At 64.0% G+C, this 25432-nt stretch carries 23 protein-coding genes; 14 read left to right on the top strand and 9 right to left on the bottom strand.

Translation table 11 applies throughout. From position 1 onward, the window contains the following. Nucleotides 1-72: 72 nt before the first annotated feature. From ACMAUO_RS05970 to ACMAUO_RS05955, 4 genes are all read left to right on the top strand, one after another. On the top strand, nucleotides 73-753 hold the full coding sequence (locus ACMAUO_RS05970) for a TetR/AcrR family transcriptional regulator C-terminal domain-containing protein (RefSeq protein WP_420356012.1): 681 nt from the start codon (nucleotides 73-75) through the stop codon (nucleotides 751-753). A 292-nt stretch (nucleotides 754-1045) separates the two neighbouring features. After that, the gene (locus ACMAUO_RS05965) at nucleotides 1046-3604 is read left to right on the top strand and encodes a mechanosensitive ion channel domain-containing protein (protein ID WP_420356011.1); all 2559 of its coding nucleotides are present in this window, start codon (nucleotides 1046-1048) and stop codon (nucleotides 3602-3604) included. Between the two features lie 323 nt (nucleotides 3605-3927). Further along, entirely contained in the window at nucleotides 3928-4707 is a 780-nt protein-coding gene (locus ACMAUO_RS05960) for an SDR family oxidoreductase (RefSeq protein WP_420356010.1), read from the top strand. Nucleotides 4708-4829: 122 nt separating this feature from the next. Beyond that, nucleotides 4830-5399, top strand: coding sequence for a GNAT family N-acetyltransferase (locus tag ACMAUO_RS05955; protein WP_420356009.1), 570 nt, complete (start codon nucleotides 4830-4832; stop codon nucleotides 5397-5399). 260 nt (nucleotides 5400-5659) lie between these two features. Here the strand turns inward: ACMAUO_RS05955 and ACMAUO_RS05950 are convergent, their stop codons facing one another. Then, nucleotides 5660-6220 carry a DUF4142 domain-containing protein gene (locus ACMAUO_RS05950; RefSeq protein WP_420356008.1) on the bottom strand — a complete coding sequence of 187 codons (561 nt, stop codon included), beginning with the start codon at nucleotides 6218-6220 and terminating at the stop codon, nucleotides 5660-5662. Nucleotides 6221-6660: 440 nt separating this feature from the next. Between ACMAUO_RS05950 and ACMAUO_RS05945 the strand changes: the two genes are divergently transcribed. Beyond that, nucleotides 6661-7155, top strand: a complete 495-nt coding sequence (locus tag ACMAUO_RS05945; protein ID WP_420357219.1) for a hypothetical protein — start codon at nucleotides 6661-6663, stop codon at nucleotides 7153-7155. 155 nt (nucleotides 7156-7310) lie between these two features. Here the strand turns inward: ACMAUO_RS05945 and ACMAUO_RS05940 are convergent, their stop codons facing one another. Further along, on the bottom strand, nucleotides 7311-7724 hold the full coding sequence (locus tag ACMAUO_RS05940) for a hypothetical protein (protein WP_420356007.1): 414 nt from the start codon (nucleotides 7722-7724) through the stop codon (nucleotides 7311-7313). A 195-nt stretch (nucleotides 7725-7919) separates the two neighbouring features. Here ACMAUO_RS05940 and ACMAUO_RS05935 point away from each other — a divergent pair, with 195 nt between their 5' ends. Then, entirely contained in the window at nucleotides 7920-8378 is a 459-nt protein-coding gene (locus tag ACMAUO_RS05935) for a GNAT family N-acetyltransferase (protein ID WP_420356006.1), read from the top strand. Nucleotides 8379-8389: 11 nt separating this feature from the next. On the opposite strand, the gene ACMAUO_RS05930 is transcribed toward ACMAUO_RS05935, so the two are convergent. Continuing rightward, complete coding sequence (locus ACMAUO_RS05930; RefSeq protein WP_420356005.1) at nucleotides 8390-9310, bottom strand: LysR substrate-binding domain-containing protein; 921 nt, start codon at nucleotides 9308-9310, stop codon at nucleotides 8390-8392. A gap of 119 nt (nucleotides 9311-9429) precedes the next feature. Here ACMAUO_RS05930 and ACMAUO_RS05925 point away from each other — a divergent pair, with 119 nt between their 5' ends. Together ACMAUO_RS05925 and ACMAUO_RS05920 are read left to right on the top strand one after the other, a co-directional pair. Further along, a complete protein-coding gene (locus tag ACMAUO_RS05925) occupies nucleotides 9430-10299 on the top strand; it encodes a pirin family protein (RefSeq protein ID WP_420356004.1) in 870 nt (289 codons plus the stop codon). A gap of 73 nt (nucleotides 10300-10372) precedes the next feature. Then, nucleotides 10373-11263: a pirin family protein gene (locus tag ACMAUO_RS05920; protein WP_420356003.1), complete on the top strand. Its 891-nt coding sequence runs from the start codon at nucleotides 10373-10375 to the stop codon at nucleotides 11261-11263. A gap of 35 nt (nucleotides 11264-11298) precedes the next feature. Here the strand turns inward: ACMAUO_RS05920 and ACMAUO_RS05915 are convergent, their stop codons facing one another. The 3 genes from ACMAUO_RS05915 to ACMAUO_RS05905 form a co-directional block, all read right to left on the bottom strand. After that, a complete protein-coding gene (locus ACMAUO_RS05915) occupies nucleotides 11299-12558 on the bottom strand; it encodes a cation:proton antiporter (RefSeq protein ID WP_420356002.1) in 1260 nt (419 codons plus the stop codon). 249 nt (nucleotides 12559-12807) lie between these two features. Further along, the gene (locus tag ACMAUO_RS05910; protein WP_420356001.1) at nucleotides 12808-13128 is read right to left on the bottom strand and encodes a hypothetical protein; all 321 of its coding nucleotides are present in this window, start codon (nucleotides 13126-13128) and stop codon (nucleotides 12808-12810) included. Between the two features lie 290 nt (nucleotides 13129-13418). Beyond that, entirely contained in the window at nucleotides 13419-14372 is a 954-nt protein-coding gene (locus ACMAUO_RS05905; RefSeq protein ID WP_420356000.1) for a LysR family transcriptional regulator, read from the bottom strand. Nucleotides 14373-14477: 105 nt separating this feature from the next. Between ACMAUO_RS05905 and ACMAUO_RS05900 the strand changes: the two genes are divergently transcribed. From ACMAUO_RS05900 to ACMAUO_RS05885, 4 genes are all read left to right on the top strand, one after another. Further along, nucleotides 14478-15062: a glutathione S-transferase family protein gene (locus tag ACMAUO_RS05900; protein ID WP_420355999.1), complete on the top strand. Its 585-nt coding sequence runs from the start codon at nucleotides 14478-14480 to the stop codon at nucleotides 15060-15062. Nucleotides 15063-15231: 169 nt separating this feature from the next. Beyond that, on the top strand, nucleotides 15232-15885 hold the full coding sequence (locus tag ACMAUO_RS05895; protein ID WP_420355998.1) for a glutathione S-transferase: 654 nt from the start codon (nucleotides 15232-15234) through the stop codon (nucleotides 15883-15885). A gap of 137 nt (nucleotides 15886-16022) precedes the next feature. Beyond that, complete coding sequence (arfB, locus tag ACMAUO_RS05890; RefSeq protein WP_182974607.1) at nucleotides 16023-16445, top strand: alternative ribosome rescue aminoacyl-tRNA hydrolase ArfB; 423 nt, start codon at nucleotides 16023-16025, stop codon at nucleotides 16443-16445. 49 nt (nucleotides 16446-16494) lie between these two features. Further along, a complete protein-coding gene (locus ACMAUO_RS05885) occupies nucleotides 16495-17799 on the top strand; it encodes a replication-associated recombination protein A (RefSeq protein ID WP_420355997.1) in 1305 nt (434 codons plus the stop codon). A gap of 52 nt (nucleotides 17800-17851) precedes the next feature. Here the strand turns inward: ACMAUO_RS05885 and ACMAUO_RS05880 are convergent, their stop codons facing one another. Continuing rightward, nucleotides 17852-19345 carry an FAD-dependent monooxygenase gene (locus ACMAUO_RS05880; protein WP_420355996.1) on the bottom strand — a complete coding sequence of 498 codons (1494 nt, stop codon included), beginning with the start codon at nucleotides 19343-19345 and terminating at the stop codon, nucleotides 17852-17854. 426 nt (nucleotides 19346-19771) lie between these two features. Here ACMAUO_RS05880 and ACMAUO_RS05875 point away from each other — a divergent pair, with 426 nt between their 5' ends. Together ACMAUO_RS05875 and ACMAUO_RS05870 are read left to right on the top strand one after the other, a co-directional pair. Next, nucleotides 19772-21313, top strand: coding sequence for a methyl-accepting chemotaxis protein (locus ACMAUO_RS05875; RefSeq protein ID WP_420355995.1), 1542 nt, complete (start codon nucleotides 19772-19774; stop codon nucleotides 21311-21313). A 64-nt stretch (nucleotides 21314-21377) separates the two neighbouring features. After that, nucleotides 21378-23111 carry a putative bifunctional diguanylate cyclase/phosphodiesterase gene (locus ACMAUO_RS05870; protein WP_420355994.1) on the top strand — a complete coding sequence of 578 codons (1734 nt, stop codon included), beginning with the start codon at nucleotides 21378-21380 and terminating at the stop codon, nucleotides 23109-23111. 134 nt (nucleotides 23112-23245) lie between these two features. On the opposite strand, the gene ACMAUO_RS05865 is transcribed toward ACMAUO_RS05870, so the two are convergent. Continuing rightward, nucleotides 23246-23644, bottom strand: coding sequence for a tautomerase family protein (locus ACMAUO_RS05865; RefSeq protein ID WP_420355993.1), 399 nt, complete (start codon nucleotides 23642-23644; stop codon nucleotides 23246-23248). A 16-nt stretch (nucleotides 23645-23660) separates the two neighbouring features. Beyond that, nucleotides 23661-25313 (bottom strand): GMC family oxidoreductase, encoded by a 1653-nt coding sequence (locus ACMAUO_RS05860; protein WP_420355992.1) that lies wholly within the window; start codon nucleotides 25311-25313, stop codon nucleotides 23661-23663. Between the last annotated feature and the right edge of the window lie 119 nt (nucleotides 25314-25432).

The raw sequence follows: 25432 nt of genomic DNA, 5'->3' as shown, positions 1-25432 counted from the left end.
CCTATCGGCTTTCCCCGTCCGGTCAATCCGTCCGGGCCGGAAAGCAATGGCCGCCGGAGGTTAGTACGCAGCATGTCAGCCGTTCAGTCGCCCAAGGTGCCGGATCTGCCGGGGATTTCCAGCGCGAAGCGGCGGCAGATCATGGATGGCGCGGCCCGGATCTTTGCCGAGCATGGGTACGAGGGGGCCAGCATGTCGCAGATCGCGCGGGATGCCGGGGTCTCGAAGGGAACGCTCTATAATTACTATGACAGCAAGGCGAGCCTGTTCGCGGCCTTCATCGAGGAATGCGCCTGCGAGAAGCTGCCCAAGCTGTTCGAGACCATCGGCGAGGCGCAGAGCCCCGAGGCCACGCTGGAGGGCATCGCCACCGCGATGATCCGCCTGACCACCTCGCCGCTGTCGCTGATGCTGAACCGCATCGTGGTGTCGGAAGCCGCGACGTTTCCGCATCTGGCCGAGACGTTCTGGCAGGTGGGGCCGTGCAAGGCGATCGGCATCCTCTCCGACTGGCTGCGCAGGCGCACCAGCGACGGTATTCTGGACGTGCCCGATCCGGAACTGGCGGCCGAACTGTTCTATGCCCTGTGCCAGACGCGGATCACCTGGCGCAAGCGCCTGCAACTGCCGGTGGATGCCGACCCCGCCCAGATTGCGATGATCGCGCGGACGGTGACGCGGATGTTCCTCAACACGTTCCAGGTCGGCAAGGGGCCGCCGGTGCCGGAACCGGTTCGTGATGAGTCTGTTTGATCCAGATCAAGTCGCCCGCGCGCTATTCGCGCCATCTTTGTGACGGAACAGGCTGAGCCTGCACTCCGAATCATGTGGAAAACCGGGGCTTCGGCCCCGGTTTTTTTATTGGGGCCGGTTTGGCTCGGGCAGGCGTGGTCGCGATGTGCGGGAACGCCGTTGCGGGGGCGGTGCCGGGGCGCTGGCGAACTTTCCTGCTGTCTCATGCGTTTAGAGCCGCGCGCCCGGCGCAAAAGCCTTCTTTCGCCGTCGGTCCATCCCCTGTCCGCCAGATCCCTCAGCCGGAGGACTCATGCCCGTCGACGTTTCCGCCATGCCGCGCCTTGCCCCTTCTTCTGGTCTTCGTCTCCCTTCCGCCCGTCTGCGTGTCGCCCTTGCGTTGATGATGGTCATGCTGTTTTCGGGCATCGTGCCGCGCCTGACCCTGGTGCCGGCGGCGCGGGCGCAGGGGGCCGTGGCACCCGACCGTGCCCAGTTGCAGCATCTGCTGGATACCCTGGACGATCCGCAGCGACGCGCGGCCTTTTTGCAGGATCTGCGGGCATTGCAGGCGCTGCCGCCGGATGCGGCCGACAGGAAGACGGCCGCGGCGGCGAAGGCGGCCAGCGCGCCGCCGCCTGCGACTGCTGCGGATAAACCGGCGGCTGCCGCGCCGATCGCGCTGGCGCCCGGGAGTCTCGGCGCCGTGGCGCTGCATGGGCTGGGCGGCATGGCCGGCACGATTATCCAGCATGTGCGCCATTTCGCTGCGTTGTTCAGCGATCTGCGCAGCGTGGGCACCTGGGGGGAGCGGATGATGGCGCCCGGTGCCCGGCGCGACGGGCTGGTGGCGCTGGGGTGGCGGCTGGGGCTGGTGATGCTGGTCGGGCTGGCTGTCGAGCGTGGGCTGGCCATGCTGCTGCGGCGCTATCTTGTCCGGATCGACGGGATGCTGGCGACGCGGCTGCCTCTGCCGGTGGTCGAGCCGGTGGTCGAACCGGAGCGTGAGGCAGTGGCTCTGCCGCCGGGCGGGAGTGTGGCGCCGGATGGCGACGGGGCCAGCGCCGAACGGGTGCGCGTGCAGGAAGCGACGAGCCGCTGGCGCGCGGCGCGCTTGCTGCGGCAATTGCGGCTGCTGCCATGGGTCGTGCTGCGCCTGGTGCTGGAACTGGTGCCGGTGGCTGCTTTCCTCGGGGTCGCCACCCTGATGGCCAATGTCCTGGCCGGCGACGAGGATGCGGCTCTGCCGGCGGCGCAGATCATGATAATGGTCATCAATGCCTATGCGATCGGCCATGCGGCGGTCGTCTTTCTTGCGGCACTTCTTTCGCCCCGCCTGCCGCATCTGCGGCCGCTGCCGCTGGGCGACGACATGGCGCGGGTCCTGACCGCCTGGATGACCGCGCTGATCGTGCTGCCTGTCGCGGCCCTGTGCCTGGCGGATGCCGGGGGGCTGCTGGGGCTGTCGGAACCGGGGCAGGATGCGATCGGGCTGGTGATCCTGCTGGCGGAACATCTGCTGGTGGCGGGGTTGATCCTGAGGATGCGGCGCCCGGTCGCGGCCATGTTGCAGCCGTCGGGCCTGATGCGCTGGCGGCTGGGGCATGGGCTGTTCGACGGGCTTGCGGAACGGTGGTGGATCTTCGCGCTGGTTCTCGATGCGGCGCTATGGCTGGTGTCGGCGGCCGATCTTCCCGGTGGCTATATGCGGATCTGGCGCCTGTGCGCCATCGCGCTCGGGGTGCTGATCGTGTTCCGGGCGCTGGCGATCCTGCTGTTCGGGCTGCTGGACCGTACGTTCCGGCCCGGTCAGGAGGCGGGCGCGGCCGCGGTCGGCGTGGCCCGGCGTGGCGCGCGCTATTATCCTTATGTTCGTCAGGCGCTGGCGTGGATTCTCGGGATCGCGGGGGCGGTCACGCTGTTGCAGGCGTGGGGGGTGCCGGCCTTTGCGTGGTTCGATGACGGCAAGGTGGGGCGCCGGCTGGTTTCGGCCGCCGCCACGGTGCTGGTGGCGCTGGCGATCGGCATTATCGTCTGGGAATATGTCAACGCCGCGCTGGACCGGCAGATCGGGCGTTATACCAGCAGCGCGCAGCCGGGGCGGGCGATGCGCCTGCGCACGCTGTCGCCGATCCTGCGCACGGTGCTGCTGGTGTGCCTGAGCATCGTGGTGCTCATGACCGTGCTCAGCCAGATCGGGATCAATATCGCGCCGCTGCTGGCGGGGGCGGGGATTATCGGCGTGGCTGTCGGGTTCGGGTCGCAAAAGCTGGTGCAGGATTTTATCACCGGCATCTTCCTGCTGCTGGAAAACGCCATGGAGGTGGGCGACTGGGTGACGGCCGGCGGCCTGTCCGGCACCGTGGAGACGCTGTCGATCCGCACCCTGCGCCTGCGCGCGGGGGACGGGTCGGTGCATATCATTCCCTTCAGCGCGGTCTCTACCGTCACCAACATCAATCGCGGCCTGGGCAATGCCGCCGTCAGCGTCGACATCGCGCCGGATGAGGATATCGACCGGGCCGCCGCCGTGCTGGCGGAGATCGTGCAGGGCATGCGCAAGGACCCCGATCTGGCGTCCGGCATGCTGAGCGACCTGCAATATTGGGGGGTGAACGCGGTTTCGTCGCAGGCCGTGACGCTGCTTGGCCAGATCGTCTGCACGGATGCGGCGCGGTGGCCGGTGCAGCGGGCGTTCAATCGCCTGCTGGTCCAGCGCTTTGCCTCTGAGGGGATTCGTCTGGCGCGGCCGGCGCAGAATGTGGAGCTGATACCGGCATCTTCCGAGCGGGCGGATGCGGGGGAGGACGTGGCAGAGAGCGGGGCTCTGCCCCGCGCCCCGGCAGGAGGCTTGCCTCCTGCACCTCGCTAAAAGGCTGACCTAAAACGCGGGCTGGCGGCGATCTGACGCGCATTTTCTGCGCTCCGGTGCTCACGGCCATCAAGGCCGCTCCGCTTCGATGCTCGGAAACACACGCCGGCCGTGCCGTTTATGCGGCACTCTCGCTCGGCAGGCCGACTTTGCAGCCTCCAAGTTTGGGGATTGCGGGGATGGGGCTTCGATGTTGCCTGTTGAGGTGAGGCGACATAAGATTGTTTTTTCAGGAGTTCTCGAAATGAACCAGAGTCACCGCTGAGGCGGGAAATCAGTTTCTGGCGGCGTGATCCGCAACTGAACTCCATTTCGAGAATGATATGCAAAAATTGCAGAATAAGACGTGTGTCGTCACAGGCGCCGCACGAGGAATCGGTCGTGCCATCGCCGCGCGCTTCCATGAGGAAGGCGCCACCGTGATCGTCACGGATGTCGATGACGCCACCGGCATTGCGACAGCCGCCGGGATCGGGTGCCGGTTCGAGCGGCTCGATGTCCAAAAGGAAGAGGACTGGAAGCGGCTTGCCGACATTGTCCCTGTCGCGGACGTTGTCGTTAACAATGCGGGTGTCACGGGGTTTGAAACAGGCATCGTGGCGCACGACCCCGAACATGCCAGCCTCGCGGACTGGCAGGCGGTTCACCGGGTTAATCTTGACGGAACATTCCTTGGCTGTCGTTACGCGATCGGGGCGATGAAAGCGAAAGGGACGGGCTCGATCATCAATATCTCCTCACGCTCCGGGCTGGTTGGCATCCCCCTGGCTGCCGCTTATGCATCGTCCAAAGCGGCCATCCGCAATCACAGCAAGACAGTGGCCCTCTATTGTGCGCAGCAGGGCTGGAAAATCCGCTGCAACGCGATCCATCCGGCGGCAATCTTGACGCCGATCTGGGAGCCGATGCTGGGAACCGGGCCCGATCGCGAGGCCAGGATGCAGGCATTGGTTGCCGACACGCCCTTGCAGCGGTTCGGAATGCCCGACGAGGTTGCCGCCATTGCGATCATGCTGGCTTCGGACGAAGCAACCTATGTGACGGGAGCGGAGATCAATATCGACGGCGGTCTGCTGGCCGGTTCTGCGGCGGCCCCGACGTAATTCCCATGGTGGCTGATGCCTGTCAGCTCGTTTCCATCGGGCAGGCAGGCTGCCTGCGACAGCGGATGTTTACGGAATCATCCGGCTGACAGGCCGAGGGCTTCAAATTATAACCTTGGCGCATGCTTCGCCTCGTTCCTTTCGGACCCGAACACTTCCCGCTCCTTGCACAATGGTTCGCCACCCAGGCGGAAATTGTGCAGTGGGGCGGGCCGCTTTTGTCGTTCCCTCTCACGGTGCAACAGCTTGGGGCCATGCTGGCCGAGGCGGATTCCGTGCCTCCGTCACGCCTTTGCTGGATGGTCGCGTGCAAGGATGCGCTGGTCGGCCATGCCCAGCTCGGTTTTGACTGGCGCAACGGCTCTGCCCGGCTTTCCCGCGTCGCCGTCGCGCCCCATGCACGGGGTCAAGGGCTTGCGGGGCCGATGCTTCGTCTGATCGTGAACGAGGCGTTCGCGCGACCGGGGATCGAGCGTGTGGAACTGAGCGTCTATACTTGGAACATGCCCGCCATCCGTACTTACGAGAAGCTTGGCTTCAAGGCGGAGGGGACGCGCCGCTCTTCGGCGTTGGTCGACGGTGTGCGTTGGGATGCTGCGATCATGGGGCTGTTGCGACAGGAATGGGCGACGCCCGAGACGCGGAATGATGATCTTGACGATCCGACGCGGACGAGCCCCGGTGATCCGTAAGAGCCTGACCTGAAATGCGCACTGGATCGCCGCCAGCGCGCATTTCAGGTCAGGCTCCAAGCCATCAGAGGCGGCGGGATGCTTGCTGCGCAGGAGAGGCTCGTCCGGCCGACGCTTGTTATATCGTGTGTTTATTGCAGCATAAAAATAGAGACGATATCTGATCCGCCCGGCCCGTCTGTGTGAATGAGGCGCCGGCATGGCCCGGGTCTTGTGGCCGTGGCCGGCGTTGCCGGCGCCCGTTTGCCGCTGGCGGAGGCTTATTTGAGCTGGGCCGCGTAGCCGGCGAGCAGGGTCTTGGTGTCGGTGGCGAGTTTGGTCAGGTCGGCGTTCTTGGAACCGGCGATCTCGCTTTCGAGGATCGGTTTCATTCTGGCGTCGTCGCGCGACAGGTAGCGCATGTAGGCGCGGTCGAACGCGGCGCCGTGGAGATCCTGCATCCGGTCGATGATCTTCTGGTTTTCGGCGGAAGGCTTGGCGGCCAGCGTGATGGCGTGGGTCGACACCAGTTTCGTCAGCTTGTCCTGATTGCCTGTCAGGTCCTTGGCCATGGTCGCGCCGAGGGTGGCGATGTCGCTGCGGGCGGCGTTGGTCTGGGCGATCTTGGCCAGGGCGATCCGGGTCAGGTCCATTTCGCTGAGTTTCTGCGCGAAATCCGTGTCGGCGGTCGTGAGGGTGGGGGCCTGTTGCAGGGCCGGCAGGGGCGGCACGGGGGGCTGGCCGGCCGTGCAGGCGCCGAGGGCGAGAAGGGCCGCCGTAAGCGGGGGCAGGGCACGCGACGTGTGGCGAGACAGGAGCGGCATAAGCGGCTTGAGCGACATGAGCGGCGGATTCTCCTTGGATGTCCGTTGCGGGGGCTGGCGGGGTCGGCCTCCAGATCCATGACGGACGCCCTCCTTGGCTGGCGATATGCGCCATGATGATAGTGCAGGCTACGGAAGGCAATGGCGAAGTAAAGCGGTAATCCTTTCGTTGAGATATTCGGCGATCGGGCTGTCATGAGATGGCCACAATGCATGTAACAGTGCGTTTCATTGGGAAAGAGACATTTTGTGCCCGGCTTGGGCCTTGCATAGACCGGAAAGAGCGCACTAGGTTCATGCAATAGACACGCCGTACCGGGCGTGGGTCGATCGACTGTGGGGATAATCGAGGAATGAACTGTCGCACTCTGTGTCTGCTCGCGGTCTCGTCGCTCCCTCTCGGGTTGAGCGGGTGCGGATATATGGATTCACGGGCGGCGCACAAGGCGCAGATCACCATGATCGGGATGACGTCATACGATCTCCAGGCCTGTGCCGGGCTGCCGGCCGCCACCAAGCAGCTCAATGATACGACCCAGATCTTCATCTATTCCGGAACGCATCCGCAGCCGAGCTATGGCGGGTCGACGCTGATTCCGGTGGGCGATATCGCGACGACGATCTCGCAGTTCGGTGGCGGCGGCGGGACGACCTGCACGGCCGTGATCCGCCTGGATCATGACCGGGTGGCGGACGTGCATTATACCGGCGATAACGACGAACTGGTGGGAACGGACGGCATCTGTTCCATCATCACCCGTGGGTGTGCCCGCCAGCCGGAAGGCACGATGAAGAGTTCCGCCGGCGGCATCTTCGGCCCGGTTTCGGCATTCCATCCGCCCATCACCCCGAACCAGTCGACATCCGCCACCTATTCCCCGCAATCGGGAGCGGTTGTTTCCAATCCGGATGCGAAATCTTCCGACCCGGTGATCGTGCCCCGGACGCAGTGAAGGATACGCGATGGCGGTTCGGCCGAATGCCGGGCCGCCATCGCGGGCGGGTTAGAGCAGATCCTGTTTGAACGTGTGCGTTCGAACAGATGAAGATGCTCGTAAAAACAATAAACTAGAGTATTTCCACCGAACCTGTGTTCCGTGGAAATACTCTAGTGTGCCGGTCCTGTCTCGTCGCGGCGGGGCGGCATGGCTGGCGGCGGGTTGGCATTTGTCCGTCCGATGGCCTGGGTCTGGGCCTTGGTCGTGACCCAATGCAGTTCCTGCTCGGCCTCCGGCACGCTCAATGTGCCGCTGTCGACATCCAGGCCGATGCGCAGGGAGGCCAGATCGACCTGTGAAATCAGGTCGTAATCGGTGCCGACGGCGTTGGGGCCATATCTGAGATGGGCGTTGGTGATGCAGGTGAACCGGTCATAGGCGGTGCCCTTCCTGAACGGGTAGCGGGCGAAACACCGGGAGACGGCTGCGTGCAGGTCGCCCTTGCCCTGATCATCATCCGTACACCCGGCCGACAGGGCGCAGAGCAGGACAACGCCAATTACGTGCCTTTTCCGGCTGGGCATTATCTGTCCGCCGCGATGCGCAACGAGATGGGGCGGGTAAAACATGTGAGGAATAGAAACGAAGAGGAAGAAGCGGAGATCATATTCAATATGCGCGCATGGGGTTTGGAAGGAGATATGACGATATCAGGGATATCATCATGAAACCAACACGTCCCCGGGATCGGCGAACAAAAACATGAGCGAGTAAGGAAAATGGAGACCTGTTCTGTGCGGGGGCTCCGCAGAGCCGACATTGATACAGTTGCGCGGCTCTGGCGTGAGAGTGCGCTTTCTACCGGCATCGAAGCCGAAATCGTGTCAGACGTGGCGGAATATCGTGAGCGCCTCGAAGCCGAATGGAAGAGGGCGTGGCGCGTGCATGTTGCCTGTGACGATTCCGGCATCGCAGGATTTCTGGCGTTCGAACCGGCGGCATCCTGGCTTCGGCAGCTTTTTGTCGCACCGGCAAGGCAGGGGGTAGGCATCGGGAACATTCTGCTCGATGTCGCCAAACGGGAGATGCCTGAGGGGTTCTGGCTTCGGACCAGTGCCGCGAATGTTGCGGCACGGCGATTCTATGAACGGAAAGGGCTACGATATATCGGCGAATTTCCGCACGATACGTTGCCTGTTGCCATTGTCCGCTATCAATGGTCCCGCAAACGCCTGTAACGATCCGGCTGTCATGTCTCCAGAAACCGTGACGCATCCTGTCGCTGGGCGGCACATTCCGTTGCCAGGAAATCGATCAGCGTGCGCGCGGCGGGGGAGAGCCCACGGCGGGAGGGGAAGACGGCATGCACGATTCCGGCGCGTGGCCGCCAGTCGGGTAGGATCTGGAGCAGGCGGCCTTCCCTGATATCGCGCCAGATCATCATGGTGGGAAGCTGGACGATGCCGGCGCCCGCCAGGGCTGCTTCACGCAGGACGGCCATGTCGTCGGTGGCGAGGCGGGGGGTGTGGAAGATCGTCGCCGTCTGACCGTCCGTGCTTTCGAGAATCCAGGAATGACTGGCGGGCGCGGTGTTGAAATCGAGGCTCGGCAGGGTGTTCAGGTCCGCCGGGGAAGCAAGGGGGGCTGCGATCAGGGAGGGGGCGGCAACCAGGCACTGCGTGCTGGTGTCGAGCACCCGCATGATGAGGTTTTCCGATTGCAGCGGCGGGAAGCGCACCCGGATGGCGAGGTCGAGCCGGTCCTCCAGCAGATCCACCCGCCGGTTCGTGCTCTCGAGGCTGAGCGTGACGGCGGGATGGCGCATGATGAACCGGGCCAGCAACGCGCCGAACTGGAAGGTCAGGAGGGCCACGGGGCAAGTGAGCCGGATGATCCCGCACGGTTCGGCATGATGCCGGGCGACCGATTGTTCCGCCGCTTCCGCCTCTTCCAGCACCACCACGCAGCGTTCGTAGAAGCCGCGCCCGGCCTCGGTTACCGAGAAATGGCGGGAGGATCGTTGGAGCAGCAAGGTATCCAGCCGCTCCTCCAGCAGCCGGACCCGGCGGCTGAGCAGGGATTTCTGGAGGCCGGTGGCCCGGGCGGCGCGCGTGAAGCCACCATGGCGGACGACCTGCACGAAATAATAGAGGTCGTTGAGGTCCTTCATCGTCTCATGAATAGGACGCACTGTTCGATCGGGCAATCTTTGTGCGACGGATGGAACGCCCCATCTTGCCATCATGCAGGGGCGTCGCTGTCGGGGCCCCGTCGATCGGGAGCATGGCAATGCAGAAGAAAATTCTCGGCCGCTACGGCAATGATCGCGGCCATTGGGTGGGGGACGGTTTTCCTGTCCGCTCCCTGTTTTCCTACAGCGATTTCGGCGAGCATCTGAGCCCGTTCCTGCTGCTGGATTATGCCGGGCCCTATACGTTCGGCCCCACGGAGACGCGGCGCGGGGTGGGCGAGCATCCGCACAAGGGGTTCGAGACGGTGACGATCGTCTATGACGGCGAGGTCGAGCACCGCGATTCCTCGGGCGGCGGCGGCGTGATCGGGCCGGGCGACGTGCAGTGGATGACGGCGGGGAATGGCATCCAGCATGAGGAGTTCCATTCGGCTGCCTATGCGCGCGCGGGCGGGGCGTTCCGCATGGTGCAGTTGTGGGTGAACCTGCCGGCCGCCGACAAGGGCGCGCCGGCGGCCTACCAGACGCTGCGCGCGGCCGATATTCCGGTTGTTCCGCTGCCTGACGATGCCGGAAGGCTGCGCGTCATCGCCGGGGATTACGGGGTGCAGCATGGACCGGCGCGGGTGTTCTCGGCGTTGAATGTGTGGGACGGCACGCTGCATTCCGGCGCGCAGGTGACGCTCGACCTGCCTGCCGGGCACAATACGGCGATCGTTTCGCTGGAAGGACGCCTGATCGTGAATGGTGGCACGGAACTGGGGAGTGCACAGTTCGCTCTGCTCAGTCGGGAGGGCACGGAGGTGACGTTGCAGGCGACGGAGGCGGCCAGCTTTCTCGTCCTGACCGGGCAGCCGCTGAACGAACCGATCGCCGGTTATGGCCCCTTCGTGATGAACACGCAGGAGGAGATCCGCCAGGCGATCGAGGATTTCAACAATGGGCGTTTCGGCGGCATTACCGCCTGAACGGGTTCGGGGCCGTACCGGCCCCGAACGCCGGCGCGCGTTTCCACATCGGGTCTGGATGGGAGAAAATACGATGATCGAGATGATGATCGAACAGCGGCGCCGCAGTCTGGGTGGCGGGCTGGAAGTGGGGCGCATCCTGCCCTTCGCGCGGCGCCGGATGGTCGGGCCCTTTATCTTCTTCGACCATATGGGGCCGATGGATATCGCGGCCGGGGTCGATCGCAGCCTCGATGTGCGGCCGCATCCGCATATCGGGCTCTCCACCGTCACCTATCTGTTCTCGGGGGAAGTCATGCATCGTGACAGCCTGGGGTCGGAACAGGCGATCCGGCCGCAGGAGGTCAACTGGATGACGGCCGGGAGCGGGATCACGCATAGCGAGCGGTTCGAGAAGGCGCGCGCGGTCGGCGACCATCTGCATGGTATCCAGGCGTGGGTCGCGCTGCCGAAGGGTGACGAGGAAGCCGCACCCTCCTTTTCGCATCATGAAGGCGACGATCTGCCGCAATGGGATGCGGCCGGTGTGCGGGGGCAGCTTATCGCGGGGCAGGCCTACGGGCTGACCGCCGCGGCGCGGACGCATTCGCCGTTGTTCTATGCGCATCTCGAACTGGCGGCCGGAGCGCGGGCGGAAATTCCGACCACGTATCCGGAGCGGGCGCTTTATATCGCCACGGGGGCGATCGAGATCGACGGCGAACGCTATGAGGCGGGGCGGATGCTCGTGCTGGGGGCCGGGGCCTCGTCGTTCCAGGCGTTGGCACCGACGACCGCGATGGTGCTGGGGGGCGAGCCGGTCGGGGAACGGTTCCTGTTCTGGAATTTCGTCAGTTCTTCGAAGGAGCGGCTGGCGCAGGCCGCCGAGGACTGGAAGGCCGGGCGGATGAAACTGCCCGAGGCGGATCATGACGAGTTCATTCCGCTGCCTTCGGCCGACACGGCGCCGCCGCCGATGTCGTGACGGCGGCGAGCGTGGGGGAGACGGCGCGGCGGCCGTCAGGAATTGGCCGTGAGCGCGCCCGTTGGCAGTTGGGCCGATGCTCTCGCGCCCGGCTTCGGGGCGAAGGCGCGGAACATCGGGCCGGTCAGCGTGGTCGAGATCACCGCCAGCACCACCAGCGCGGCGAAGGCGAACTCGGAGAGCATGCCCTGCTGGTGCAGTATGGTCGCGGCGACAATTTCCATCAGGCCCTTGCATTGCAGCAGGGCGCCGACGCTGAGGGTCTGCCGGCGCGTCAGGCCCGCCGCCGGGGGGCAGATATAGATGGCGGCGATCTTGGTCACGATCGAGATCGCCACCAGCGCCAGTGATGCCAGCACGGACGGCCAGGTGAGGGCATCGCCGTCGATATGCAGGCCGCTATGGCCGAAGAACATCGGTGCCAGCCAGACCAGGGCGAAGGTGCCGGCCCATTCGACGGGAAGGCGGCGCACCCAGCTCGGCGGCATGATCGCGCCGGCGAAATAGGCCCCGATCAGTTCGTGCAGCCCCAGTTGCTTGCTGGCCCAGGAGCCGGCGGCGAGATAGATCGGCACCGCCGTCCAGATGACCCAGGCGGGCGGGTTCCTGAAATGGCGGGAGGCCCAGTTTCCGGCCGTTGCCAGGCCGACCAGGAGCGCGACCGCGACGAATTCCAGGCTGGTCCAGCCATGGAGGGCCGCGCTGCCACGGGTGGCGAACTGAAGGGCCGCGAGGCCGATCCAGAGGGCGGCGTCGTCCACCACCGCGAGCTTGAGCGCCAACTGGCCCAGCGGGCGCTGGGCGGGTTCGAGTTCGCGCACCACGCCGATGAGCACCGGCAGCGCGCTGACGGCCATGCAGAGCCCGATCGACGCCGCGGCGATCCAGGGCGCGGCATGCGGGGCGTGCCAGCCCGGCATCGGCAGGAAGAATTCATATGCCAGAAAGGAGCCGATCAGGAACGGGCCACCCAGCGCGATCAGGGCGCTGGTGAGGAGGCGGCCAAGCGGTTGCGGCGGTAGCCGGTGTGCCGCGCCCTCTTCCTCGCCGGGGTGCTGCCACATTTCCAGCCCGGCGGTGAAGGCCAGGATCAGCACGGCGACCCAGCCGATATTGTCGCCGTAGAGCGAGGGGAGGCCGAGCCTGCCGACGGGAACGTGCCAGACCGCCAGCAGGATGCCGATCAGGATGGGCAGGACCGCGATGGGCAGGGCCCGTTGCGTCAGGCGCCACAGCAGCCAGGGCAGCAGCACGAAGATCGCGGCGTCGCCTATCAGCGCCGTAATGTTATGCATCGCTCACCTCCTCTGGTTCATTTTGTGGGCATCCTAACGGAATGAATGTCATTTATGCAAATTGTGTATACCAATATGAAAGAGGTTTCATGCTGGAACACGCGCCGACGTGGAGCGGCGCCCGACGGCGCGCCATGGGCACAGATGCGCAGTGCTGAGATCCGTTTCTTTTAAAAGGCGCGGCACGGATACAAAAAAGGCGGCTCCGCAGAGCCGCCTTTTCCATTTTTTCTTTGGGGCCGGGAGGAATCAGTTGCCCTGATTGCTGCTGTTCTGCTGCCCGTTTTCGTTACCGGAACGGTGATTGTGGCGGCCATGTTCACGGCCATTTTCGCTGCCGGAGTTTCCGTCTTCACGGTTGCCGCGCATACGCTCACGATGGCTGCCGGATTCCCCGTTCCTGTCTTCCATGCCGTTCATCTGATCACGGCCATTCTGCCGATTGCCTTCGCGGTGGCGATGTTCGCCGGAATTGCCGTTCTCGGACCGGCTGCTGTTGTCTTCCTGGGCGTGGGCCATGACGGGCATGGAAAGAGCAAGAGCCGCAGTGAGGATAAGCACTTTTTTCATTTCGTAATATCCTTTCCGCCAGCCATTCTATCTGCCAGCGTCTGGACCGGACGTTATGGAGCAATCATGGCAGAGTAAAGGAACGTAAAGAAATGTCAGCTATGCGCGCAGGGGGTTCTTGAAGAACAGGAATGAATTATCGAACAAATGTGATGGGGATGGGATGGAATAGAAATATTCTTGTTACATGAGTGTGCTTGTGGCCCGTCATTGTTCAGGGCCGCTTTTCAAGCGGCCGTCTTGACGGAAGATCGGGAATACCATGTCAGACCACTCTCGTTGGTCGGTTTTCATGGGGTGATTTGCTCCGATAACGCGACCTCGGAGAGTTGGGATATGATCTGGAGGCGGTGCGCCAGGGCGTTCGCCGCGAAATCGAGAAAGATGCTCGTTTTCGCAGGGCGACGGGATATGCAGGTGCTGAGCAGATGTACCGCCGTCGGGGCGGGTTCCGCCTCCCGCAGCAGTCGGATGAGACGTCCTGTCGCAAGGTCTTCGGCCACCTGGTAGGACAGGACCTGCACGATGCCCAGTCCTTCGCGCGCTATTGCGATTGCGGCCTCGACGTCATTGGCCAAAATGCGTGGTGTCAGTCGTATGCCCTGATGCCGTCTTCGGTCGTGCGGGCCGGAGGCGAAGCGCCACTCCCGCGCGACAGGCCGACTTTCGATGAGGATACTGTCATGTCGCGCCAGGTCACGAACCGATCGGGGCGTGCCCCGCTTTGCCAGATAGGCGGGGCTGGCGACCAGGATGCGTCCGACGCTGCCTGCCTTGCGGGCCACCAGCGTTGAGTCGGTCAGGTCGCCAATGCGGATCGCGACATCGAGACTCTCTTCGACCAGATCGAGGTTGCGGTCCGACAAGACCAGGGTGGCCTGAATGTTTTCATGGCGTGCCAGGAAATCCGACAGCACCGGTGCGACGTGGCGGCGCCCGAATGTCGCCGGAGCGGTGATGCGGAGCATGCCGGCGGGCTGATCCGCCTCATGGGTGGCGGCCCGGGTCAGGGCTTCATACTGCGCGATGAGGTTCCGCGCCTGTATGGCGAATTGCCGGCCGAATTCGGTCGGCGCCAGGCGTCGCGTCGTGCGATCGATCAGGCGTGCCCCCAGCCGTTGCTCCAGCCCTGCCAGGATACGACTGATGCTGGGGGGCGAGCGATGGAGGCGTCGGCCCGCCGCCGCCATGCTTCCCAAGTCCAGCACGGTAACGAATACGGTCAGTTCATCCAGACGGTCCACGGTATTCTTCCATAATCCGAAAGACTGTCGTACCAGAATAGCATCTCGTCACGGTCGTGCAAAACAATGACCCTGGCAAGATGACAGCGCGGGAAGATCGCACCGATGATGACGCTCTACGGCATGCCGCTTTCGGGCCATGTGCATCGCGTACAATTGCTTCTGTCGATGCTCGGCATCGACTACGGATTCGAGATCGTCTCCGGCCCGACGCCGGAATTGCTGCGCCTGAATCCGCTTGGACAGATTCCGATCCTGCGTGATGGCGACCTGGTGTTGGCCGACAGCAACGCCATTCTGGTCTATCTGGCCAAGGCTTATGGTGCGGGCACCTCGTGGCTGCCGGACGACCCGGTGGGGGCAGCGCACGTCCAGCGCTGGCTTTCGATCGCGGCGGGGGAACTGCGGCAGGGGCCGGCGGCGGCCCGCATGGTGGCGCTGTGGCAACGTCCGGGCGAGCCCGCCGATGCCTGCGCGCGTGCGGTGCGCTTGCTGGCGTTCATGGACGCGCATCTTGACGGCCGGACGTTCCTGGCGGCGAACCATCCGACGATCGCGGACCTCGCCTGCTATGGCTATGTCGCCCACGCCCCGGAAGGTCATGTGTCGTTGGACCCTTATCCGAACGTGCAGGGGTGGCTCATGCGGGTGGAGGCTCTGCCCGGCTTCCTGCCTATGCCCTGGATATAGGAGGCTGTTTCAAAAGCCCCGCTGACGACGATCTCTTCTGTGCTCCAGTGCTCGCGGCCGATAAGCCCGCTTCGTTCCGATGCGCGAAAATCACGGCCATGGCTCACGCCATGCTTCCACTCACCATCAGAGCTTTTGAAACAGCTTTTAAGCTCCGCAGGAGGAATTGATGGCGTTGCAGATCATTCTGGGGAACAGGAATTATTCATCGTGGTCGATGCGTGCGTGGATGCTGTTGCGACTGGCTGGCGTGCCATTCGAGGAGACGATCCTGTCGCTTTATGTAAAGGGTGCGCGGGAGGCCGTCATGGAACGTGGCGGCGAGACGGGCCTGGTTCCGGTTCTGCGTGCTGATGGTTTCCCGATCTGGGACACGCTTGCGATTACGGAATATCTCTACGAGCAGAATCCTGCCCTCTGGCCGGCCGACCGCTTCATGCGGGCGCGGGCGCGCAGCTATGCCGGCGAAGTCCATTCGGGCCTGAATGCGCTGCGAGAGGCGATGCCGGTCAATGCGAGGGGGCGCAATCGGCGGGCCGTGCGGACACCGGCCGTCGAAGCCGATATCGCGCGCGTGGCAGCGATATGGGAGACGGCGGAGAGCCATCCCGAGGGGCCCTGGTTGTTCGGGCGCTTTACTGCCGCCGATATCATGTTCGCGCCGGTGGCCTCTCGCTTCCAGACGTACAGTGTTTCCCTGGAAGGTCGTGCCGCTCGGTATCTGGAGCGGATGCTCTCTTACCCATTGGTGCAGGAGTGGTTTGCCGCCGGACGGGACGAACCCGAAATCATCGATATGTTCGAACTGCCCGCAAGAGGATAGATGGCCGACCATCTTTCCTCCGTCTCCAACGACCAGGGGTGAAGGGGACGACTGTCCCCTTCCGGGTGCAGGGCAGAGCCCTGCGACCACGGCGGAATAGCACGCGCACTGGTGCGAAACATGCTATGTCGCGCGCCATGGCAATCCCGATCCTTCCCGGGCTGTCGCTGGCCGAGACCGAGCTGGAGGTCAGCTACATCCTTGCATCCGGCCCTGGCGGGCAGAACGTCAACAAGGTGGCCACGGCGGCGCAGTTGCGGTTTGACGCCGCGCGCTCGCCCTCGCTGCCCGAGCGGGTGCGCGTGCGGCTGCTGGAGGTTGCGGGCAGTCGCGCCACGCGGGACGGAGTGATCGTGATCACGGCCCGGCGGTTTCGCACGCAGTTGCGCAACCGCGAGGATGCCATCGAACGGCTGGCCGAACTGATCCGCGAGGCCGCGCATCGCCCCGCCTTCCGCGTGGCCACCCGGCCCGGCCGCGCGGCGCGCCAGCGCCGGCTGGATGGCAAGGCCCATCGGGCGGGTATCAAGCGGGGACGTTCGGTGCGGCTGGATGATTGACCTGGCGCGACCGGGCCGTGCCGGGCAATGCGGTCTCGGGGGGTGAGCGATGAGCGATCTTTTTGACAGTGGGGCGCCGCTGGGGCGGGTGCCGCTGGCCGCGCAACTGCGCCCGGCGACACTGGATGACGTGATCGGGCAGTCGGCGGCGATCGCGCCGGGGTCGATCCTGCGGCGGCGTATCGCCGGCGGGGCGCTGGGCAGCGTCATTCTTTACGGGCCGCCCGGGGTGGGGAAGACCTCGATCGCGCGCGCGGTCGGCAACATGCTCGGGAAGCGTTTTCGTCCGCTGCATGCGACGCGCAGCGGTGTTGCGGACATCCGCAAGCTGGCGGACGAGGCCCGGATGGTGCCGCTGCTGATCTTCGTCGATGAAGTGCAGCGTTTCACGGCGACCCAGACCGATGATCTGCTGGCGATCTGCGAGGAAGGCACGGCCGATTTCATCGGGGCTACCACCGGCAACCCGTATCATGTGCTGACCCCGGCGCTGGTGTCGCGCTCGACGATTCTGAAGCTGGAGCCGCTGAGTCTGGAGGACATGGAGCAGGTGGTGCGGCGTGGCATCGGCCATCTGCGGGGCGAGGGCGTGGAGATCGGGCTGACGGCGGGGCAGATCCGCCGGATCGCGGGCCGTTCGGGGGGTGATGCGCGCCGGGCGCTGACGACGCTGGAAAGCCTGGCGGTGGGGCATGGGGCGCAGGCGGTTACCATCAGCGATGCGATGCTGGATGAGGCCTATGCGGCGGCGCCGGTCAATCACGACCGGTCGGGCGATGCGCATTATGATGTCGTCTCGGCTTTTGTGAAATCCATGCGTGGGTCCGACCCCGATGCCACGCTTTACTGGCTGGCGCGGCTGATCCATGGCGGTGAAGACCCGCGCTATATCGCGCGGCGGATCATGATCCATGCGTCGGAGGATGTGGGGCTGGCCGATAACACCGCGCTCCAGACCGCCGTGGCGGCGATGCAGGCGGTGGAGAAGATCGGGTATCCGGAGGCGCAGATCGTGCTGGCGCATGCGGCGTTGCATGTGGCGCGGGCGCCCAAATCGGGCTCGGCGTGCCGGGGGATTTCAACCGCGATGCATCATGTGGCGAACAATCCGCCCGCCGCGGTGCCGCTGCATCTGCGCGATGCCCATTACAAGGGGGCGGCATCGCTCGGCCATGTCGGATACCGCTTTCCCCATGACGATCCGCGCGGCTGGGTGGAGCAGGTCTATGCGCCGATCGCGAAGGGAGCGCTTTACCAGAGCGATGCCCGCGATGCGGCGACGTTCGAGAAGCGGGCCGATGACTATTGGCACCGGGTGACCGGTGAGGAGCCGCCGCGCAAGGGACGGACCTGATTGGATCGGAGCCTGTTCGAAACGCGCGTCGGGTTGCCGCCAGCGTGCATTTTCAGACAGGCTCTGACGGCTTCGGGTTCTGCGCCGTGCTGGCGACGATCTTCGACAGGGCGGCTTCGATGGGCGACCATTTTCCGGCGCGGGATGTCGCGGCGACGTAGCCGTCCGGTCGCACCAGCCAGATGCCTTTGCCGTCGGGTGGTGTGCGGAGTTGGGCGTCCAGCAGGGCAGGATGGCGGCCGATCAGCGCGCGTGCCTCGGCGTCATCCCTGGCGAACAGGGTGAATCTGGGCGTATCGCGGACCGGGATGGGGAGGTCGGGGGCGAACCTCTCGCCTGGAGACGGGCCGCGCAAGCCCTTGGCGGAACCCATGTTGAGCGGACTGTCGGGGTAGCCGATCGTGACCTCGGACAGCCTGTTCACGATGGCGCGCTGCACCTCGGCAAATCCGAGGATCCTGTGCGCGAGAAAGCCGCGCAGACGCTGCGCCAGAGGGTGTCTGAGCAGGACCAGCCGGGTCAGGCGGCTGGACTCGGCGAGAATATGGCGGGCGACCGGGCTGCGTTCGTGGCTGTAGCTGTCGAGCAGGGCCGGATCGGCCTGGCCCTGTTCGACGAGGGCCAGTTTCCAGGCGAGATTGAAGGCATCCTGCATGCCGGTATTCATGCCCTGTCCGCCGGCGGGGCTGTGGATATGCGCGGCATCCCCCGCGAGGAATACCCGGCCCGCGCGATAGTCCCGCACCTTGCGTTCATTGACCCCGAAATGCGACAGCCAGGCCGGATCGGAGACGGTGACCCCACCCGGCCCGCGCCGGTCCACAATGGACTGCACCTGCCCCAGATTGGGCTTCTGCCCGGAAAGCGTGCCGATATCGGCGATGATGCGATAACGCCCGGGCGAGACGGGAAAGACCATCAGCGCGCCGTCGGGATGCCAGAAGATCGCCAGTTCGGCCGGAGGAATGGCGAGGCCGGTGAGATGGACATCGGCGATGAGGAAGCCGGTTGAGAGGGTATCGCCCTCGAATTTCATCCCGAGGGTTCGGCGGACGAGGGAGTGGGCGCCGTCGCAGCCGACGAGCCAGCTTGCGTGGATTTCCTCGCTCTCCCCGGAGGCATGCCGCACGAGGCCGGTGACGCCGTCCGCGGTCTGGGCAAAGGCCGTGAGTTCGGTGCTCCGTTCGACGTTTCCTCCGAGTGAGGCGAGGTGGGCCTCCAGCAGGCGCTCGGTTTCCGATTGCGGGATTACCAGCAGCAGGTTGAAGGGAGAGGCGATCTGATCGAATGCGATGCGGCCGATGCGCCGGCTGCCGGTGTGGATGCCGATGGCGTCTGCGCTGAAACCGGTGGCCAGAAAGGCGTCGAGACAGCCGCTGGCGGCGAGAAGTTCGAGGGTGCGTGGCCAGACCGCGAGTGCCCTCGATTGGTCGGTGCGCGCCTGCGACTGGTCGATGATCCTGACGGGCACATGATAGCGCGCAAGTTCGGCGGCCATGGTGAGGCCGACAGGTCCGGCACCGACGACGAGAACGGGTTTCGGCATGGGGCGTTTCCCGGTGACGGCACAAGGTGATCTCCGGCGCGGGGCCGCAGACCGGCGAGCCTGGATGACGCATTGGCTGCATGCGATGGGTATGCAGCGATCCGCGATCGGCTACACCTAACGCCGGAACTGCCCGCCTGTTTCCCCCGGCTGTTTCCCCGCCCTGTTTCCGTTGTCACCCGTCCCGGCCGTCAGGCGCGGCGGATTTGTGGAAGACACGGCCAAGGTCCGCTGTCCGGGGGAGGGGCAAAAGGAGGGATTATGTATCGCTGATTACAGCTCATGCTGACGGCCTGTTTCTTCTTTTTTGTAATGGTTCCCGGATCGGAGTCGATCACTTCATGCGTGCGGTCGATGACATCTTGCATATGAATAAATGGATGTTGCAGTGCTCGGTATTGCTTGTGGAGCGGATCGGACAAAGACGTGAAGATAAACGAACACGGTATATCCGATCTTCAGGATCGGTATGAATTCATCACGATGGATGCGGGGGATTATCGGACTCTGCATCGGTTGCGCCCCATACTGGAGCGCGCATTGCCGGAGGCGCTGGACGCGCTTTATGACAAAATCCGCGAGACGCCCGAGGTCAGGCGGTTCTTCTCTTCCGAAGCCAGGATCGATCATGCGAAGCGTGCGCAGGCGACGCACTGGCAGGCCATCATCGCAGCGCGCTTCGATGACGCCTATGTGGCGAAAGTCCGGGCTATCGGCGAGGTCCATGCGCGGATCGGCCTGACGCCGCGTTGGTATATCGGTGGCTACACGATTATCCTGGACCGGCTGATCCGCGCCGTGATCAGGGAGACGCTACCGGGCACGGGCTTCCTGGTCAGGCCGTCCGCGGGTCGTGATCTGGCCGACGGGATTACAACTCTGTGTAAAGTCGTCCTGACGGAAATCGACCTGACTGTATCGTTCTATCTGGAGGAAATGGAAGCGGCCCGCGCCCAGATGCGGCTGGCGCAGGAACATCAGGCGCGGGAAGATCGCACCACGATCGCGGCCATCAGCGCGGCCCTGACCGCATTGGCCGGCGGTGACCTGGCCTATCGTGTCACCGAGACGATGCCGGAACGCTCGGCGGTGTTGAAACAGCATTTCAACGCCACAGCCGAACAGCTTGGGCAGAGCATGGGAAAGATCGCACGGAACAGTCAGGAAGTGATGGCGAACGCCACTGGTATCCGCCATGGTGCCGACAGTCTTTCCCGTGCGACCGAGCAGCAGGCGGCGGCGCAGGAGGAGATGTCGGCGACTCTGAACCAGATTGCGCGCGGCGCGTCCGGGACGGCCGAGGAGACGGCAAAGGCTCGGCTGATGGCTGAGACAGCGCAGTCCGGCGCGGAACAGGCAGGCCAGATCGTTAACGAGGCAATGGCGGCGATTGGCAGAATCGAAAAATCATCGCAGGAAATTTCCAGTATCATTGACGTAATAAATAATATTTCCCTTCAAACCAACATCCTGGCGCTAAATGCCGGCGTCGAGGCGGCGCGAGCCGGTGCGCAGGGACGTGGTTTCGCGGTGGTGGCCAGCGAGGTCCGCGCGTTGGCGCAGCGTTCCGCCGATGCGGGCAAGGAGATCACCGCGCTGATCGCCAGGGCGGCGGCGGATGTGAAGGCCGGCGTGCGGCAGGTCCGGGAGGCTGGGGAGTCGCTGCGGCAAATCGCGGCCCAGGTGGGTGAGATCAACAGCACCATTGCGACGATTGCCGCCGCGTCGCACGCCCAGTCCGCCAGTCTGGGCGAGGTGAATGCCGCCATCAGCGGCCTGGAACAGACGACGCTGAAGAATGCGGCCGTCGCGGAGCAAAGCGCCGCCGGCGCGCATAATCTGGTCGCCGCGGCGGACGAGCTGGCACGGCTGGTCGCACTGTTCCAGGTGAGCGATGCGCAAAGCGCGTCGAGCCGGCAAGCTATGCAGTTGAGACAGATCGGAGCGAGCGACGTACGCTCTGGATGATTGCGTGATCGCGTCGTAAGGGGACAGCAGCGGCACGTGTCGCACTGGTGCGGGAGACTTCAGTTTGCATCATCTGCCATTCAGGGAGGCAGGCGAATTCATTCGTTACGCACTTGATAGCGCCGCCATCGTTGCCATTACGGACGCGCGCGGCACGATCACTTTCGTCAACGACAAATTCTGCCAGGTCAGTGGGTACGACCGTGACGAGTTGATCGGCTGCAACCACCGGATTCTTCGGTCCGACGTCCATGATGCGGCGTTCTTCCGCCTGATGTATCGGCAGATCGCCAGCGGTCAGAACTGGCATGGTGAAATCTGTAACCGCAGGAAAGACGGCACACTCTACTGGGTCGATACCACGATCGTTCCACACGTCTCCCAGGCAGGCAAGGTCGACAGCTATGTTGCGATCCGCTTCGACATCACGGCGCGAAAGCTGGCCGAGGATGAACTGCGGACCAGCCGCGAGCATCTCAGAACGATCGCCAATCTCGATGCCCTGACGAATCTTCCCAATCGTCGATATTTCCGGGAATATGTCGGTGGGCTGATTGGACAGTATGGCCCATCCGGTCGCCAGTTCTATCTGGCGCTCATGGATATCGATGCGTTCAAGGAAATTAATGATTCGTTTGGTCATGACGCGGGCGATCATCTTCTGGAAATAATGGTATCGCGCTTGCGATCCGTCGTCGACGATCGTGTCTTCATCGCCCGTCTTGGTGGCGATGAATTCGGAATCATCTTCGACGAAACGGAGGAAGACGAAGCACGTAGGTTCTATGAGAAGGTACTCGAAGCTATTCGCGATCCAATCCAGATCGACACCATAAGCTGGCATTGTTCCGCCAGTATGGGATACGCGGCATTTCACAGGCATGGAGATGACGCGACAAGCCTCATCAAGGCCGCCGATCTGGCATTATATCACGCCAAGGCGCTCGGGCGGGACAGGCTTGAGGGATTTCATCCTGAATTATTGGCTTCTGCCGAGAAGAAATCCCAGGCGTTGCTTGAGATCGAGGCGGGGCTGAAGTGCAGGAACTTTCATTTTTCCTACCAGCCGATCGTTTTCCGCGCTCCGGAACGCCATGCTTCTCTGGAAGCGCTTATACGATGGCAGCATCCCCAGCGCGGTCTCCTGATGCCCGCGGATTTTCAGGCCGTGCTGACCGATCCGGCCATGTCCGCGGTTTTGGGGATGTATATGCTGGATCGCGTGTTCAGAGACATGCAGGTCATGCTCGACAAGTCCATCCCATTCGGACGGGTGGCGATCAATATGACCAATTCCGATTTTCGGTCGGATAGCTTTCTGGATCGGTTCTTCAGCCGCTGTGCCGAAACGGGAATCGGACCCGAACGGTTCTGTGTGGAAGTGACGGAACGCATGTTTCTGGGGCGGGACCAGAAACGGGTGGAACAGGGATTGCGCCGGTTACATGCGGAGGGGGTCGAGGTTGCGCTGGACGATTTCGGTACCGGTTATGCCTCGCTGACGCATCTTCAGGAACTTCCAATCGATCGCCTGAAGATCGACCGGCGTTTCGTGTCGAGCCTCACCACGTCGTACGAGGATCAGGTCATCGTGCGTGGCGTCATCGATATCGCACATGGGCTGGGTAAGGCCGTCACGGCGGAAGGCGTCGAAACCGCCAGTCAGGCGAGGATGCTTCTCGACATGCAATGCGACTCTCTTCAGGGCTGGTATTTCAGCAAGGCGTGTGCCGTAGCCGTTCTGCCGTCCGCCATGCAAAGACTGCCGGAACGGCTTGATGGTCTTTTGACCCGATAGAAGGCCGCGAGGATCGGAAGGCACGTTCAACGACGGCATGCCGAGGACCGCAGGGGGACAGGATGTTCGCCATGGATCGTTCTCTGGCTTCGCGGGCAAGGCCGGGGAGAGCCCCGGCCTTGCCTGTATTCAGATCATGCGCCCCTGGGCTTGGCGGCCAGGAACTGGGCTTCGCCGTTGCCGAATGACCAGTCGACGTCGGTGTTCTCGACATAGTTGATCATCACGTCGCTGGAGGCGATGCCGCATTTCCCGGTCAGCGCCTCGGTCAGCAGGCGGTAGAACGCGGTCTTCTCCTTGACCGTGCGCGGGCGGGTCGTCACCGAGACGATCATCACATCGTCGGTACGCGGGATGCCGAATCCGGTATCCTCGATCCGGACACGGCTTTTCTTGTGTTCATAGATGATCTGATACCGGTCGCGCGGCGGGACCCCGAAAGCGTCGAGCACCGCCTGGTGGGCGGCATCGAGGATGCCGGCAAGCTCCGTCTCGGAGCGGCCTTCGAGCATGTCAAAGCGGATGAGAGGCATGATTGTGATCCTTCGCTCAGGCGGTCAGTGCCGGGATTGACGGTGATTGGACGGACGATTTGGCGGCAGCGAGAATCATCGTCGCCGCTTTCTCGCCGATCATGATGGTCGGCGCATTGGTGTTGCCCGAGGTGATGCGCGGCATGATCGAGGCATCCGCCACACGGAGCCCGGCAATGCCGTGTACACGCAGTTCGTGATCGACCACGGCCTGCGATCCGTTCCCCATGGCCGCCGTACCCACGGGGTGAAAAATGGTTGTGGAGATTTCGCCCACGGCCTTTTCCAGGTCCGCGTCGCTCTCCAGCGACGGGCCGGGGCGGAACTCTTCGGGCTGGTAGCGCGCCATGGCCGACTGCCCCACGATCCGCCGTGTCAGGCGCACGGATTCGACGGCGACGCGGCGATCCTCCTCGGTGGAGAGATAGTTCGGATGGATCGCCGGTGCCATGGCCGGGTCGGCGGATTTGAGGTGGACGGTGCCACGGCTTTCGGGGCGGACATTCGCGACCGCGGCGGTGAAGGCGGGGAACGGGTCGAGCGCGCCGCCGAAAGCCGCGAGGCTGAGGGGCTGGACATGATATTCCAGGTTCGCCCTCTCATAGCGCGGCCCAGACCGGGCGAAGACGCCCAACTGGCTGGGCGCCATCGACATCGGGCCCGAGCGGGTCAGCAGATATTCCAGCCCGATCTCTGCCTTGCCGAACAGCGACCCGGCCTCGGTATTGAGGGTCTCCGCGCCCGTCACCTTGAAGGCGTTGCGGATCTGGAGATGGTCCTGGAGGTTCTCGCCGACACCGGGAAGGTCGTTCACGACGTCGATGCCGAGTTCCCGCAGCCGCTTGCCGGGGCCGATGCCCGAGCGTTGCAGGATCGCCGGAGTGCCGATCGCGCCGCCCGAGACGATCACCTCGCTGGAGGCGCGAACGGTATGGACCGTTCCGTCGACCGAGAAGCGGACGCCGACGGCGCGGCCATTCTCGACCAGCACGCGATGGACCAGGGCACCCGTCTGGACGCGCAGATTGGTCCGCTTCATCGCCGGGTGGAGATAGGCGCTCGCGGCGCTCCAGCGGAACCCGTGTTTCTGCGTCACCTGGAAATAGGAGGAGCCTTCGTTGTCGCCCCGGTTGAAATCGTCGATTTTCGCGATGCCGGCCTGGGCGGCGGCATCGCGAAAGGCATCGAGCAATGTCCAGCTTAACCGCTGCCGGTCGACATGCAGCGGGCCGCCCGCGCCGTGAAACGTGCTCGCGCCGGCGAAATTGTCTTCGGCCTTGATGAAATAGGGCAGGACATCATCCCATCCCCAGCCCGGGTTGCCCAGTTGCCGCCAGCCATCGTAATCGGCGGCCTGCCCGCGCATGTAGATCATGCCGTTGATCGACGAGCATCCGCCCAGCAGCCGCCCGCGCGGATAGTTCAGCACGCGATTGCCCAGATGCGCTTCGGGATCGGTCTTGAACATCCAGTCGGCACGCGGATTGCCCATCGCGAACAGATAGCCGACCGGGATATGAATCCAGATCCAGTTGTCGTTGCCGCCGGCTTCCAGGACCAGCACCTTGTTGTGCGGATCGGCACTGAGGCGATTTGCAATGACGCAGCCGGCGCTCCCGGCACCGATTACAATATAGTCGAACGCGCCAAAATCCTCGGTTCCAGTCATGCGATGCAGTCCTCCCCTGTATCCGGATCTTCGTCCGGTGCGCAGACGATTATTCTTCGACATGCAGTACGGAAAATGACGTGGAAGTGAAAAATGCACATTGGCTGAATACAGATCAG

This window comes from Gluconacetobacter brunescens, from assembly GCF_048695475.1.
Lineage (GTDB): Bacteria > Pseudomonadota > Alphaproteobacteria > Acetobacterales > Acetobacteraceae > Gluconacetobacter.
The sequence above is the reverse complement of the archived record's forward strand: the minus strand, read 5'-3'. Positions and strand labels throughout refer to the sequence as shown.